13 protein-coding genes are annotated in these 15,284 nt (G+C 53.9%); 11 read left to right on the top strand and 2 right to left on the bottom strand.

Translation table 11 applies throughout. The features are described from left to right. Nucleotides 1–50: 50 nt before the first annotated feature. Nucleotides 51–1,352, bottom strand: coding sequence for a BaiN/RdsA family NAD(P)/FAD-dependent oxidoreductase (locus tag ACXADJ_RS06900; RefSeq protein ID WP_475064258.1), 1,302 nt, complete (start codon nucleotides 1,350–1,352; stop codon nucleotides 51–53). A gap of 124 nt (nucleotides 1,353–1,476) precedes the next feature. On the opposite strand from ACXADJ_RS06900, the gene ACXADJ_RS06895 reads away from it, so the two are divergent. The 11 genes from ACXADJ_RS06895 (at nucleotide 1,477) to zapE (ending at nucleotide 11,918) form a co-directional block, all read left to right on the top strand. Beyond that, nucleotides 1,477–1,842 (top strand): metalloregulator ArsR/SmtB family transcription factor, encoded by a 366-nt coding sequence (locus ACXADJ_RS06895; protein WP_475064257.1) that lies wholly within the window; start codon nucleotides 1,477–1,479, stop codon nucleotides 1,840–1,842. Between the two features lie 46 nt (nucleotides 1,843–1,888). Next, nucleotides 1,889–2,356, top strand: a complete 468-nt coding sequence (locus ACXADJ_RS06890) for an arsenate reductase ArsC (RefSeq protein ID WP_475064256.1) — start codon at nucleotides 1,889–1,891, stop codon at nucleotides 2,354–2,356. 10 nt (nucleotides 2,357–2,366) lie between these two features. Next, nucleotides 2,367–3,386 carry an ACR3 family arsenite efflux transporter gene (gene arsB, locus ACXADJ_RS06885; protein ID WP_475064255.1) on the top strand — a complete coding sequence of 340 codons (1,020 nt, stop codon included), beginning with the start codon at nucleotides 2,367–2,369 and terminating at the stop codon, nucleotides 3,384–3,386. A gap of 12 nt (nucleotides 3,387–3,398) precedes the next feature. Then, on the top strand, nucleotides 3,399–4,121 hold the full coding sequence (gene arsH / locus ACXADJ_RS06880) for an arsenical resistance protein ArsH (RefSeq protein ID WP_475064254.1): 723 nt from the start codon (nucleotides 3,399–3,401) through the stop codon (nucleotides 4,119–4,121). Nucleotides 4,122–4,574: 453 nt separating this feature from the next. Beyond that, on the top strand, nucleotides 4,575–5,330 hold the full coding sequence (locus ACXADJ_RS06875) for a DUF599 domain-containing protein (RefSeq protein WP_475064253.1): 756 nt from the start codon (nucleotides 4,575–4,577) through the stop codon (nucleotides 5,328–5,330). Nucleotides 5,331–5,341: 11 nt separating this feature from the next. Further along, on the top strand, nucleotides 5,342–5,824 hold the full coding sequence (locus ACXADJ_RS06870; RefSeq protein ID WP_475064252.1) for an FKBP-type peptidyl-prolyl cis-trans isomerase: 483 nt from the start codon (nucleotides 5,342–5,344) through the stop codon (nucleotides 5,822–5,824). Nucleotides 5,825–5,909: 85 nt separating this feature from the next. Continuing rightward, a complete protein-coding gene (qhpR, locus tag ACXADJ_RS06865) occupies nucleotides 5,910–7,004 on the top strand; it encodes an AraC-like transcriptional regulator QhpR (protein WP_475064251.1) in 1,095 nt (364 codons plus the stop codon). Between the two features lie 139 nt (nucleotides 7,005–7,143). After that, nucleotides 7,144–8,514 carry a type III glutamate--ammonia ligase gene (gene glnT / locus ACXADJ_RS06860; RefSeq protein ID WP_475064250.1) on the top strand — a complete coding sequence of 457 codons (1,371 nt, stop codon included), beginning with the start codon at nucleotides 7,144–7,146 and terminating at the stop codon, nucleotides 8,512–8,514. Between the two features lie 128 nt (nucleotides 8,515–8,642). After that, nucleotides 8,643–9,536: a phytanoyl-CoA dioxygenase family protein gene (locus ACXADJ_RS06855; protein ID WP_475064249.1), complete on the top strand. Its 894-nt coding sequence runs from the start codon at nucleotides 8,643–8,645 to the stop codon at nucleotides 9,534–9,536. Nucleotides 9,537–9,579: 43 nt separating this feature from the next. Next, nucleotides 9,580–10,305 (top strand): type 1 glutamine amidotransferase, encoded by a 726-nt coding sequence (locus tag ACXADJ_RS06850; RefSeq protein ID WP_475064248.1) that lies wholly within the window; start codon nucleotides 9,580–9,582, stop codon nucleotides 10,303–10,305. A 503-nt stretch (nucleotides 10,306–10,808) separates the two neighbouring features. Then, nucleotides 10,809–11,918: a cell division protein ZapE gene (gene zapE, locus ACXADJ_RS06845; protein WP_475064247.1), complete on the top strand. Its 1,110-nt coding sequence runs from the start codon at nucleotides 10,809–10,811 to the stop codon at nucleotides 11,916–11,918. 320 nt (nucleotides 11,919–12,238) lie between these two features. On the opposite strand, the gene ACXADJ_RS06840 is transcribed toward zapE, so the two are convergent. Then, nucleotides 12,239–15,283, bottom strand: a complete 3,045-nt coding sequence (locus tag ACXADJ_RS06840; protein ID WP_475064246.1) for a chemotaxis protein CheB — start codon at nucleotides 15,281–15,283, stop codon at nucleotides 12,239–12,241. Nucleotide 15,284: the final 1 nt, after the last annotated feature.

Raw genomic sequence — 15,284 nt, 5'->3', positions numbered from 1 at the left:
AAAAAGCCGTCCAAATGGACGGCTTTTTTGTGTCTGCTAAATAAGCTATATCAACCCAAAGTCGCTTTGCTTTGCTCAACCACACCCAATCCAGCGGCCTTGCCAGTGGCGAAGCAGGCCGTTAGCAAATAGCCCCCGGTGGGTGCTTCCCAGTCGATCATTTCCCCAGCGACAAATACACCTGGCAGTCGCTTGAGCATCAGTTGTTCGTTCAGTTCATCCCAGCACAAACCGCCGGCCGAAGAAATGGCTTCGTCTACCGGGCGGGTTGCGGTTGGCTGTATGGGCATGGCCTTGAGTGCTTGGGCCAGTTGCTGCTGGTTGTTGGGGTCGAACTGTTCAACACAGTCGCGCAACAGGGTGTTGGCAATGGCTGGTAACTTGAGCTTTTTGCGCAGCCAGTTGCTGAACGACAGCTTGCCCCGTGGTTGACTCAGTTTCTTTTGCAGTTCGTCCATCGACAAATTTGGTAGCCAGTCGAGACACAGGTGCGGGTCATTGCCCGCCATCAGCTGTTCGCGTATCGGACGGCTTAGCGCGTACACCAGGCTGCCTTCAATACCATATTCGCTAATGATGAATTCGCCGGTGCGTTTGACGGTTTTTCCGTCAGGAGAACGAACGCTTAACGCCACTTGTTTCAGTGGTGCGCCGGCAAAGTTCTTCTTCAGGTAGTCACTCCAGTTAACCTCGAAACCACAGTTGGCCGAGACCAGAGGCTTGCTGTTGATGCCGCTGGCATCCAGCCAGGGCTGCCAGGCACCGTCTGAACCCAGTCGTTTCCAGCTGGCGCCACCAAGTGCCAGCACCACAGCATCAAACTGGCGCTCCAGGCTGCCGTCGCGGGTCTCAAATTGCCACGTCAAATCGCTGCAATTTGCGGGTGGTTGCGCATCAGGTTGTGACTCACTCCGGTCAGCCCAGCCGGTCCAACGGTGGCGCTGGTGAAAAACCACCCCATGTTGCTTTAAGCGGGTCAGCCAGGCGCGCAACAGGGGAGCCGCTTTCATGTCGGTGGGAAAAACCCGGCCAGAGGTGCCGACAAAGGTTTCGATGCCAAGCTGATGAATCCAACGGCGCAATTGGTCAGGGGTAAAACGATCAAGCAGGGGTTTCAGCTGCTCTTGCTCCGCACCATAGCGGGTAACAAACTGCTGGTAGTCTTCGGAGTGAGTGATGTTCATGCCACCAATACCAGCCAGCAGAAACTTGCGGGCCACGGAAGGCATGGCGTCGAACACTTCCACCGCCAGCCCGGCGTTTGCGATTTGTTCGGCGGCCATCAAGCCGGCGGGGCCTGCACCAATTACAGCAATGCGGGTAGGAGAAGCAGAAGAAGTCGGGGCAGGCATGGCGTTCAATCAGTCGTGGCAAAAACGCGGATTGTACCCGATTTCGGCGTGCTGGGTCGGGACTTGTATATATGGAAAAACGAATATATGGTTGTCCGTATATAAAACTGCTCCGGAGCCACCGATGCAACCTGTGGAATTACTCAAGCTGCTTGCCGACGAAACCCGCCTGGCAACCGTCTTGCTAGTGCAACGCTATGGCGAGTTGTGCGTTTGTGAGCTGACCGAAGCGCTGGACCTTAGCCAACCCAAAGTGTCCCGTCACTTGGCACAATTGCGAACGGCCGAATTGCTTACCGGTGAAAAGCGTGGCCAATGGGTGTACTACCGGGTGAGTCCGTCGCTGGATGCTGCGGCCAATGCGGTGCTTTCCAGTCTGGCGTCGGCCTATGGCAGCTACATTCAGTTAGCGGTAGCGCGACTGGGCGATTGTGCCCCGAAAGCCAAGGCACCCGGCTGCTGTCAGCCCCGTCAAAGTGCTAACTTTTAATTCAGACTATTCGCTATTTCCATCTCTTTCTTATAGGAACAAGCCGATGAAATTCCTGTTTGTATGCACCCATAATCGTTGTCGCAGTATTTGCGCTGAAGCCGTTGCCCGCCATGTGCTGGGCGATGGCTTTGAGGTGCGCAGTGCGGGTAGTCAGCCTGCGGGTGTTGTCTATCCGGGCTCCATTGCCGCATTGCAACAGCACGGTATCGATACTGCCAACCTGCAAAGTCAGTCCTGGGACGAGTTTGAAGCCTTTGCGCCAGACTATGTTGTCACCGTCTGTGACAGTGCCGCTAATGAAGCCTGTCCTCTGTGGATTGGTGAGGGCAAGAAAGTGCACTGGGGCTTGAAAGATCCTTCAAAAATGCCAGAGGGCGAAGCCCAGGATGCGGCGTTTGCGGAACTGATCCAGACTCTGACCAAGCGCCTGGAAAACGTTAAAACGTTGGACACGTCGCTGACCGCTGACGAGGTTCGCGCGCAGCTGCAATCTCTGGCTGACGTCTACTGAGGGCTGACGAATGGGTATTTTTGAGCGCTTTCTTACCGTTTGGGTTGGTGCCGGTATTCTCGCGGGCATCGGCCTCGGGCTGATGTTACCGGGACTGTTTGAGGCCATTGCCGCGCTGGAAGTTGCCAGTGTCAATCTGATGGTGGCGGTTCTTATCTGGCTGATGATTTATCCCATGATGGTGCAGGTCGACTTTGCCTCCATCAAGGATGTGGGTAAAAAGCCCAAGGGTTTGTTGCTGACACTGGTGATCAACTGGTTGATCAAGCCCTTCACCATGGCCGCTTTGGGTTGGCTGTTCTTCAAAGTGTTTTTTGCTGGCTGGGTCGATCCCGAGACAGCGTCAGAATACATCGCCGGTATGATTTTGCTGGGCGTTGCTCCTTGTACCGCCATGGTGTTTGTATGGAGTCAGCTGACCAAAGGCGACCCTAACTACACTCTGGTGCAGGTTTCCATCAATGACATCATCATGGTGTTTGCCTTCGCGCCGATCGCGGCCTTGCTGCTGGGAATATCCGACGTCACTGTGCCGTGGGAAACCCTGTTGCTCTCGACCGTCCTGTACGTGGTGTTGCCACTGGTCGCCGGTTATTTCACGCGCAAAGCGTTGGTGAAAGGCCAGGATACCAGCAAGCTCGATAGCCTGATTAAGACCATTAAACCATTTTCCATCATTGGCCTGATCGCCACCGTAGTGATTCTGTTTGGCTTGCAAGCGCCTGTCATTGTAGAAAAACCGTTCGATATTCTGTTGATCGCCATTCCGCTGATGCTGCAAACCTACGGCATTTTTGCCATCGCGTATTGGGCCGCCAAGCGCCTGAAGCTGAGCCACGATGTGGCCGCGCCCGCCTGTATGATTGGCACCAGTAACTTTTTTGAACTGGCCGTTGCTGTGGCCATTGCGTTGTTTGGCCTGCAGTCCGGTGCAGCGTTGGCAACCGTAGTCGGTGTACTGGTGGAAGTGCCTGTGATGCTGTCATTGGTGGCCTTTGCCAACCGTACCCGTCATTGGTTCAACGGATAAGGAATGTAGAGTATGTCTGAACACGAAATGCCAAACATTGAAGACAACCTGTTTCATGTACCCACGCCGGAGGTGTTGTTCCAGAACCCGGCGTCGACTCATAAACCACGCATCCTGCTGTTGTATGGATCATTGCGTCAACGTTCATTCAGCCGTCTGGTAACCGAAGAATGTGCGCGTTTGCTGGAAGCCATGGGGTGTGAAACCAGAACCTTTAATCCGTCCGGCTTACCGCTGCCAGACGATACCGATGCTGAGCACCCCAAAGTGCAGGAGCTGCGGGATCTGGTGCAGTGGTCAGAAGGCATGGTGTGGTGCTCACCGGAGCGACACGGCGCCATGACGGGCGTTATGAAAGCCCAGATCGACTGGATTCCACTGAGCCTTGGTGCGGTGCGACCCACTCAGGGCAAAACGTTGGCGGTGATGCAGGTGTGCGGTGGCTCGCAGTCGTTCAACGTGGTGAACCAGCTGCGCGTATTAGGGCGCTGGATGCGCATGGTCACCATTCCGAATCAATCGTCTGTGGCCAAGGCTTGGGCGGAGTTCGACGACAACGACCGCATGAAGCCGTCTGGTTACTACGACCGTATCGTCGATGTGATGGAAGAACTGGTCAAGTTCACCTATCTGACCCGTGACAGAAGTGATTTCCTGGTCGACCGCTATTCTGAGCGCAAGGAAACCGCGGAAGAGTTGATGAAGCGTGTCAATGTTCGTTCGGACGATAGCTGATACTTTAGGGGACATCTATTTAATCCGGTGCAGGCTCTGGGCTGCCGGATGGTGTCGAATCACGAAGCCGACTTGTAGGCCTGACGGGTCAAGTCAAAAGTCGGCGACACAGAGTCGAGATCATCCGGCAGCCCCCGCAGGGCGCGGGTTGCCGCTGTCCATTGCTATGTTGACGAATTTGGAAAGGACGCGTCATTCCACTGCATTTGTCGCCTTGCACTGAACAACGGCAACACTCGCGCACGACTGCATGGATGCAGGAGGTAGGGCGAAGCAGGAAGCCCGAGCCGAGAGCCGTGCAGGATTAAATAGATGTCCCCTTTACGCTGGCCTAGCTCCCCAAAGAAGCGACAGGCCCGAGGGTGGGAATTGGCACCTCCGGGTACTGGTGGGCTGGCGTCTTCTTTGCTTCAATGATTGTAAATTGAACCGTCTGATTGCGAGATACGGACCTTGGAAACCACCAACGAAGAAGTCATTGGTCTGCTTAACTGGGCCAGCCTTGGCTGGTTCTTGTTTTGTTGGATTGCCTACAGCACCTTTGCCAAATATATGGCACGTAAAACGGCGTCGCTGTCATCAGTGATGCATGTGCATCGAATTAACTGGATGCGACGGGTGCTCACCCGTGAGATTCGGGTTGCTGACGCCACCTTGATGGCCAACGTCGAGCGTAACGCCAATTTCTTTGCATCCTCCTGTGTGCTGGTACTGGCGGGTTTACTGACGGCCCTGACGGCGGTACACGAAGTGCGAGACCTGCTGGCCAAGGTGTCATTTGCCACCATCGACTCCATTCTGGCGATGGAGTTAAAAATCGTAGTGATGATTTGTGTCTTCATCTACGCCTTTTTTACCTTCACCTGGTCAATGCGTCAGTTTGGCTTTGCTTCGGTGATTCTGGGGGCGGCCCCGATGCCGGACGATAAGGATGCCACGGCCAGCGACCGCCGCAGTTATGCGATCTACGGCGCCAAAGTGATCGATCAGGCCAGCCACAGTTACAACAACGGTCTGCGAACCTTCTACTTTTCATTGGCATTGCTGATGTGGTTTGTGAACACCTGGTTCTTTATGGCCGGAACCGCTGTGGTCGTTGGCGTATTGTACGAGCGGGAGTTTTTGTCCCGGTCGCTGAAATCTCTCAAAATGATTGAAAACGTCGGTGATAAACTCACCCGTGACGACAAAGAACTCTCCAAATACTGAACGGAACCCCTATGGTTGAAATTATTGCAGTCGCCATCATCGCCGTACTGTTTGGCTACGCGCTGAGAAAAGCGGGCGTTGGCAGCAAGGGCGCAGAAGAAAACATGGAAGCCGGCAATGCCTTTCTGGCAGAAAACGGCCAGCGGGATGGTGTGGTGACCACCGAATCGGGTTTGCAATACGAAGTCTTGAACGAAGGCTCGGGTGGAGAGGGCGAGTACCCGGGTGCAAAAACCAAAGTCACCGTGCATTACCACGGCACCTTGATTGATGGCACCGTGTTCGACAGCTCGGTTGAGCGCAACGAGCCAATCAGCTTTCGTTTGAATCAGGTGATTCCGGGCTGGACAGAGGGCGTACAGCTGATGACCAAAGGCCAGAAGAATCGACTCTACATTCCGGCGCAACTTGCGTACGGCAAACAGCGTGCGGGCAAGATTCAGCCGGGCAGCACGCTGATCTTTGATGTTGAACTGCTTGATTTTGAATCCTGATACGCTCAAACCTCCTGTTCAAACCCAGTCGCTGGTTTGAATATTGCTTCACCATAGGTGAATAAAGATTCCCTTTGGTGAAGTCATGTCGTTCTCTTCTTCCAATATTCAAAAATCCACCAAGTCCCTTGGCCTGGCCGGGAAAGCCTGTCGTGCAGGTTCTGGTTACGCTTCATTGGTCGGTTCTGGTGTGCTGGCTTCGGTTACGGTGGGTCTGGAAGAGTTTATCGACTCACAAGGAGCCAACAGCGCCAGCGTGTTGTGTCGTGCAGGTCTGGATAGCGGTTTGTACAACCAGCCCAATCGGCATATTTCCCTTAAACATTACTGCAACTCCATGCACGAAGCGGCGCGGGCGACGGGCAACGAGCATTTTGGCTTGTGGTTTGGTAATCAGTTTCAACCGGAAGGGCTGGGTTTGTATGGTTATCACGCCATCAGTGCACCCACCCTTAAGGATGCCATTGCTGGCATGGTGCAGAATTTTCATGTCTTCCAGCGCAATAGCTTGCTGAAATTCGATCAGCAGGATGATCTTTGTTTTCTTGAATACAAGCTGCTGGACGGCGAAATCATGGATCGACGTCAGGATGCTGAGCTGACGGTCGGCATGTTCGCCAATGTGCTGAAACGGGGCATGGGGAAACACTGGAACCCGCTGGAAGTGCATTTTCAGCATCCGGCATTGGTGCAAAATTCACCGCACCGGGATGCGTTTCAGTGCGATATCCGCTTTAGCGAACAGCGCAACGTGATCGTTTTTAAGCGTCAGTGCCTTGAACAGCCGATGCCTAATGCCAACGGTATGCTGCACAACATTGCTCTCGGCTCGATGCTCGAACTGGCCGCAAAACAGCCGCAAACCTTGTCGTTGAGTCAGCGAGTCAAAAGTGAAGTAATTGAGCTGCTGGCGGACGGTGGTGCCACAATCGATGAAGTGGCGGGTAGGGTACTGTTGTCTCGACGCTCATTACAGCGCCAGCTGGCCTTGGAAGGTTATTCCTTTTCGTCGCTGGTTGAGGAAGTGCGTGAGGCCCTGGCGGAGTATTACCTGCAATACGATCAGCTCAGTATTTCAGAAGTGGCATTCCGGTTGGGCTATTCCGAAATCAGCGCTTTTACCCGTGCCTTTGTGCGTTGGAAGAAGCTTAATCCGTCACAATGGCGTCAACTGCAGTAGCTTTTATCATCTCTTGAACAGCCTTTGGCGTTTTAAACACCTTTTGGCACCAGATGCCAACTATGTGGTTTCTGCGGTCAAAGGCTTTTCCCTCACTTTCCCCGACACTGAATCCATCCCGACAAGAGAGGATGGAATCATGTCTGAAGTATCCGGTATCTGGGTTTGCCCGGACAACAACGCCCTTGAAGCGGCACAAAACTTTCTGGCTGCACACAAGGTGTCTTATCTGCTGGTGCAGTTTGTGGACATGCACGGCGGTATCAAAAGTAAATCGGTGCCTGTCGAGTGCTTGAAAGGCCTGACGGAAGAGGGCGCCGGGTTTGCGGGCGGTGCGGTACATGGCTTTGATATGTCACCGCAAGACCCTGAATACATGCTAATAGCCGACCTGAAGACGTTGCGCCTGTTGCCTTGGTTACCAGGTTACGCCTGCATTCGTGGCACTGGCACGGTTGCGGGTGAAGCGTTCGGTATGGATACCCGCAATGTGCTGGCGGCCCAAACCGAACGTTTGCAGCGTCGTGGCTGGCGTCTGATGACGGGGCTCGAACCCGAGCTGTATTTGCTGCGTCGTGATGAAAACGGTGCGGTCGTGCCGTTCGATAGCACCGACGATATGAAACAGCCGACCTACGATTATCGTGGTATTACTCGCAATACGGCTTTTCTGGAAGGCATGCACCAGTCGTTGAAAAAGGTCGGACTGGAGGTGTATCAGATCGACCACGAAGACGCTAACGGTCAATTTGAAATGAACTTCAAATACGACGAAGCCATGCAGTCGGCTGACAATATGCTGTTCTTCAAGATGGCGGCTCGAGAAATTGCCAACGATATTGGTGCCATCGCGAGTTTCCTGCCAAAGCTGAATGCCAACACCACCGGCAATGGCATGCACGTTCACTGCTCTATGGTTGATGGCAGTGGTATTAACCTGTTTCAGGATGACTCAGACCCATCCGGTATGGGGCTGTCAAAATTGGCCTATCACTTTATCGCCGGTGTTATGCAGCACGCCAAGGCACTGTGTGCCTTGCTGTGTCCGTCGGTTAATTCCTACAAGCGTTTGATGGTAGGCACTGCAGAACGTCCTAGCTGGGCGCCGGTGTTTATTGCCTACGGCGATAACAACCGCTCGGCCATGGTCCGCATACCTTACGGACGTTTGGAAGTCCGTATTGGCGACAGCGCCATGAACCCGTACCTCGCCACCGCGGCAATTATTGCTGCCGGACTGGATGGGGTAGACCGTGAACTGGCAGCGCCAGAGCCCCAGTCCCTCAACTTCTACGATTTGTCATTGCAGGCCATCGCTGACATGGGCGTCGAACGCCTGCCAGAAAACCTCAAGGACGCCCTCGATGAGCTGGATGCCGACAGCGTATTAAAAGACGCGTTAGGGCCTGATCTCGTCAATAGCTTTATCAAACTCAAGCGCAACGAATGGCATGAATACCACCGGGCGGTTTCCGAGTGGGAAATCGAGCGCTATCTGACCTTTTGCTGATACGGCTTTTACCGACGACAACCACGTCACCGACGTATCAGCTTCAAAACCAGGACGTATTTAACCCAATTCAGAGTACGGCTCGTCGTGCCTATCAAATAAAGGAAGAGGACGAGCGAGGAGATTCCATGATTGAACTCAGTCAACAACAGGTCGAACAATTTCGCCGCGACGGCTTTTTGATCGTCGAAAAGCTGGTCGAGGCTGATGTGGCCGATGCCATTCGTGAGCGCTTTGAACCACTGTTTGTAAACGGTGAATATGAAACCGGTATCAAGCCAGACGAAGTCAACTTGCCGGAAGGCAACCCGCCGTATACCAAGCAGATTTGTAATGCCTGGAAATCGGATTTAACCGTTGCTCGCACTGGTTTGTCCGAAAACATCGGACGTTTGTGTGCGCAACTGGGGGGCTGGGAGGGCAGTCGGCTTATGATCGATAACCTGCTTTGGAAGCCAGCTGCCGGTCGTTCGATTGGTTTTCATCAGGACAGCATGTACAGCCTCTGGATCGACAAGCCAGAGCTGGTCAGTTGCTGGCTGGCGCTCGACGACACCACCGCTGAAGGTGGCACTCTGGTGTACATCAAAGGTTCTCACGAGTGGGGCGAAGCCAAACCCATCATGCAGTTCCACGGCCCGGAAGATGACCTGAAAGAGGCGCGAGAATGGGCTGAGGCCAACGGCCTGGAATTGGAATTGGTGCCAGTGGTCGTTCCGAAAGGTGGCTGTGCTTTCCATGATGGCTGGACCTGGCACGGCTCGCGGGTAAATCGTGCGGATGTGCCTCGCCGTGCCATGGCGATGCATTTCTTCCAGCACGACATCCAATTCAACCCGGACAAGATGGATGTGGGCAACGGGCCCATTTATGGCAAGTACAAAAAGCTCGATTCCAACGAAGTGGATGAATCCTATTTTCCGATTACCCTGGACCAAATCTGGCTATCGCAGCCCGGGTTTGGACAAATTTCTGAAGGGCTGAGGCCCGATCCGGTTTACGGCCTTCCTGATTCATTCTGAATCTGCCCCCCTTGGAAGGCCTTTTTATATAAGGAGCTGGCTTGTGAAAATTGCAGCCATTATGGCCGGTGGTATGGACGGTCCTGTTGAATGTGGTCGTTATGGAGAGGTTGTTGAGTCTCGTGGCGGTGAACTGCATTGGTTTTACCGACGCCATCATCATGGATTACCGACAGTAAGCGACTTCGACGCCATGATCGTCTTTGGCGGTGAGCACAGTGTCCATGACCCAATGCTGAAACCCTATTTCGACACATTGGCCGAGTGCATACGTGCGTTTGATCAGGCACAGAAGCCGGTGCTGGGTTCGTGTCTTGGATGCCAGTCGATAGCTTATGCCTACGGTGGCGCTGTAAGACCGCAGGGTTTTCTGGAATACGGCTTTACGGCGCTTGAATTGACTGAGGCCGCAGCGAATGATCCGCTGTTAGCAGGACTGGAACAGCAGCAGATGCTGTTTGAAATGCACTCGGATACCTTCGATCTGCCGCCAGCAGCAGTCAGCTTGATGACCGGCAGTCGGGTGCAGAATCAGGCGTTTCGGATTGGTGAGCGGGTTTGGGGCTTTCAGTGCCATTTTGAAGTGACGCCTGCCATTGTCGATGCCTGGAATCGGCGCGAGCTGATTGGCAACCCGAACCAGCCGCAATCCGTCGTTACTCGTCTGATTCAGCAGCTCGATGGTGATTTCAATCAGCACCAGCGTGCTCAAACAGCATTTGCCCAAACCGTTGTCGGGCGTTGGTTCGATGTGGTTGAGCAGGGCTAGGGACCCTCTGAATAACTCTGCACAGCTCTCGGCTCTGGCTCCTGCTTCGCCCTACCTCCTGCATCCATGCAGTCGTGCGCGTGTCCTGCAGGCTGTCAGAACAAGGAGGCGAATGCAGCGGAATGGCTGACCTGTCCGGCCGAGTCTTTCCAAGTTCGCCAACACCGTTCTGGCGGCCTGCAGGCCGCGCCCTAAGGGGATGACAGGGCATTGCTGACTCGGTGTCGCTGATTCAGCGTCGCCATGCCATCCAGAACGGGCACCGGGTTATTCAGAGGGTCCCTAGGCCTTAAACGCTTTCGTGGTATTCGATTTGTAGGCGGGATGCTCTTTTTAGCGCTGGATTGGCTGCCAGCGCTTTTCCGGTGTTTTACAATCGCTCGCGTATTGTTTTTCGCTTGCCGTTTTCGTTGCTCGCCTTGCTATTGCAGGGCCTTTTGACAAAGCCTTGTTTAGGAGCAAGCTGAAAGCGGGACTTTTGTTGATGTCACTTGCCGTTTCTCATGCCGATTACCGATTATTTCCACCGCCACAATATCCAGCCCGATTCTGCCCAGCAGCAGGTCTGCGACAGCTTGTCCATGTTGATGAAACGGGCGTCCAGCCAGCGCGCTGGCGGCATCGGTCGTCTGCTGTCGAAACCTATGAAAAGCGCCTATGTGTGGGGGCGGCCAGGACGCGGTAAAACCATGCTAATGGATGCCTTGGTAGCCACATCAGGTCCGCAGGCCCGCCGTGTTCACTACCATAATTTTCTGCGTGATTTGCATGAGGGCATGAATGCCAACATCGGCAAAACTGACTATCTGGCCATGATGGCGAATGACCTGGCAGACAGCTGTGAGGTGTTTTGCCTGGATGAATTTCACCTGCACGACGTTGCCGATGTGATTCTGTTCGAGCGATTCCTGAAAGTCTTGCTGGAGCGCCAGGTGTTTGTGGTTCTGACGTCAAACTACCCCCCTGATGACTTGCTGCCAGACCCGGATGTGCACCATCGGGCACTGAATTGCATCGCCATGATTCACCAGCATTTTGAAGTAATGACGCTGAACGGAGAACGCGATTACCGTTACCGTAATTTGGGACGTGCAGTAGAGGATTGGCCGGAATTTCATTTGGCGCCGGTATCCCTGAAGGCCGATCAAGCCATCGCCAATACACTGGACTGTTCGTTGCCAGATGCGTCCACTGCCAAGGAAATACCGCTTCGTAATCGCACCATGCCCGTTCGCTTGTGTCGCCCAAGAGCGGATGCATATCAATCGGTTGAGTCTGGCGCAAACGAGACGGAAGAAATCAGTTACAAGGAAGGGCTGGTTTGGCTCGATTTTGAAGAAACCTGTGCAGGCCCCAGAAGTCACCTTGATTACCTGCAGTTGGTGGAAGTTTTCGATACGTTGGTACTGACGGGTATCTTTCATAAACAGCTGGAAAACCCGAACACACTGCGTCGGTTTATCTGGCTGGTGGATGTGGCTTATGAATATCGACGTCGGCTGTTTATCAGTTCGGAGGTGCCGATTCTGGAGTTGCTGGAGAATCCGGCGTTTGAAGAAGACACCAGCCGACTGATCAGTCGGCTGGTGGAGATGAAGTCACCGGGGTGGTGATTAGGAAAGGGACCCTTTGAATAACTCGGTGCCCGCTCTGGATGACAGGGCGCAGCTGAGTCACGAAGCTGATTTGCAGGCCTGACGGGTCAAGTCAAAAGTCAGCGACACAGAGTCAGCAATGCCCTGTCATCCCCGTAGGGCGCGGCCTACAGACCGCCAGAACGGTGTTGGCGAATTTGGGAAGGACTGGTCATTCCGCTGCATTCGCCGCCTTGTTCTGACAACCTGCAGGACTCGCGCACGACTGCATGGATGCAGGAGGTAGGGCGAAGCAGGAAGCCAGAGCCGAGAGCAGTGCAGAGTTATTCAGAGGGTCCCTAGCTCAGTCCCTCGATCACTTCGGTCATACGATGGCGCTCAATTACGTAGTCGATACTGCGCACCAGCAGTGGGGCGGACAACTGATCCTTACTGAGGAAATCGTAAATTCCGCTGACGCCAAAATCGAAGTCCTGCCACACATCAGACAAACCGGACAGCACAATGATCGGTGTGCGAATGCCCTGTTCACGCAGCTGTGCGGCAAATTCGGCGGCGGTAGTGTCTGCCAGTCGGTAGTCAAGCAGGAAGACGTCAAAGTCTTCGCGCTTGGCCGCTAGCAGTGCATCCTCGGCCGTTTCAAAGTCTTCGATCATGAAATCGCGGTTGTCCGTTTCAGTCAGTAAGCGACGTACCAATTTGCGGTCGACCAGATCGTCATCCACCAATAACACCTTCACCCGAATCGGCGATGCCGGTTCTTTACCAGCGGCGGTCATGCGGTCACCCATGGCCTTGCGTAGAGTTTCCTGAGTGCGTCGCAATTCTGATTCGATGAACTGCTGACGGGAAATGTTGGTGATGGTTACCAATACCCCGGAAACAATCTGAGGGTGGCCTTTGTAGTACGGCAGGATGCGTACCAGTACGGCGTGGCCATTGTGAGCACTGGTGCTTTTGACAATAGTGCCTTCACCCTTGCTGACCTTGGCAATGTCGTTGAGGAAGTCCGGGTAATCCAGCTCATGGGAAATGTGGTGGAAAGGACGACCAATATCGGTCCCGCGCAGGTGAATGTAGCGAGCCGTCGGTGGCGTGAACTTGCGGATGGTCAGGTGCTCATCGAGGAAGGCAATGCCGATGTCCGTGGCGTTCATGACGCTGTCAAGGTCGCTGTTTACCTCGGTCAGTTCGGAAATCTTTTCCTGATATTCACTGTTAACCGTGTACAGCTCTTCGTTCACAGACTGCAATTCTTCGTTGGTGCTTTGCAGCTCCTCGTTGGCCGACATCAGTTCTTCGTTGGCCGATTGCAGTTCTTCGTTGGTGGTTTCCAGCTCTTCAATGGTGACTTGCAGGTGCTCCTGCTTCTTGACCAGCTCCTGCTCAAGGTCACGAATACGCTGACGGCTCTGCTCGGTAGCGTCAAAGGATACCTTCACCTGACTGGTGTTGGCGGCAATGTCGGCACTTTGGGGCAAGAACTGCAACACGTAGAACGTAGGGCTGTTGCTGTGTTCCGGATCACGCACGTTGAGCACGGAAATATCAATGCTGTGCTGGTGTTCGGTGTCAGCACCCATCACAACGTCTTTGTAGAACACGTCTTCGCCGTCTTTCTCGCAGCGATACAGCGCGGTCGAGATAGCAATGCTCAGCTCGTCGTTCACCATTTCCTTGATGTTATGGCTCACTCGGCCCGGACGAATGCCTTTGAGGTATGGAGATACATCCCCATAAACGTGGATGGCTTCAAACAGGTCGTTCAGGACCACGCAGTTCGGCGCATATTGTTCAAGAATACGCTCAAGAATGGCTGACATCTGATTTTTTCCGTTGCTGCGATTGGGCCGGAAAATGGTCGATACCGGAGCCATGGCCTGATTAGCCTGAGTGTATGCAATACCGTCGGCGCGACGCGGCGGCGCACTGCCAATAGGTACGCGCTTGTTGCTGACCTTGGCGAAAATCTTGGCGCGTTCGTTCAGAGTATCAAAGTGCGTGCTGAGCTCGCCCAGTGACTCCGATGAGCCCAGGAACAGATAGCCGTCTTTCTTAAGCGAGAAATACAGCGACGCCAGAACCTTTTTCTGTGCTGCATGCTGGAAATAGATCAGCACATTGCGGCACGAGATCAGATCGATGTTTGAGAACGGGGGGTCCTCAATCATATTGTGAGCCGCAAAGATCACCATCTGGCGCAAGCGTGAGCTAACCACCCAGGTGTCGCCTTTGGGTTCAAAATAATAGTGCAGGCGCTCTTCCGGGATGTCCTGAACGATGTCCTGGTGGTAGCGACCGGCACTGGCTTCGATGATGGCTTGTTCGTCGACGTCGGTGGCAAACACTTTTACATCGCAGGTGTACCCCTTGTTGCGAATATGTTCGTCGACCAGCATAGCCAGTGAATAGGCTTCTTCGCCAGTGGAGCAGCCGGCAATCCACAAGCGGACGTTGTCTTTGTCTTTCACCGCCCGTTCGACAATTTTGGGTACTACGTCCCGTTCAATCAGGTCGTAGGCGTCTTTGTCGCGGAAGAAGCGGGTGACGCCAATCAGCAGTTCCTTGTTAAGGATCTGGATTTCCTTTGGCGACTCCAGCAGGAATCGCAGGTAGGCATCCAGTGACGACAGCTGATTGATGGTCAGACGGCGCTCAATACGGCGGGCAACGGTAGATGCCTTGTATTGGCTGAAGTTGATCGAGGACTGATCTTTCAACAGTCGGAAAATTTCCGTCATGGTTTCTTCCGCTTCATTCAGATGGAAGCGGATGGATTTACCCTGATCGGTGCTGCGTGCCATGTTGATGTAGTTGACCAGGTTCGGACCCATTTCCTGTGGGGTCAGAACCAGATCAGCCAGGCCTGTGCGATAGGCACTGGTGGGCATACCATCGAATTTGGCTGAGCCAGGTTCCTGGATGATCACCATGCCATCAGACTCTTTCATGGCCTGAATGCCTTTGGTGCCGTCACTACCGGTGCCCGACAGCACAATAGCAATGGCGTTGTGATGCTGATCTTTGGCTAACGACCGTAAGAAAATGTCGATCGGGTGGTGGACATTGGCGTCTTTCATCTGTTCGGACAACAGCAAGCAGCCTTCGGCCATCAGCATATTGGTACGCGGCGGCATCAGGTAAATGCTGTTCGCTTCGACGGTGATGCCGTCGGACACCTGATGGATTGGCATATCAGTGTGTTTGGCCAACAGCTCGGGCATCATACTTTTGAAGTCAGGGGACAGATGCTGGGCAATGATGTAAGCCGCGCCGGTGTCAGACGGGACGTGCTTGAAGAACTCCTGCAACGCCTCCAATCCGCCGGCAGATGCACCTATGCCAATATAGTGGGACGGTGCGTTACCGTTTTCGTCGTTCAAG

The organism is Oceanobacter sp. ABM4_470 (assembly GCF_056158645.1).
Note: the sequence above shows the minus strand (reverse complement) of the source record. Positions and strands in the feature narration are given on the sequence as shown.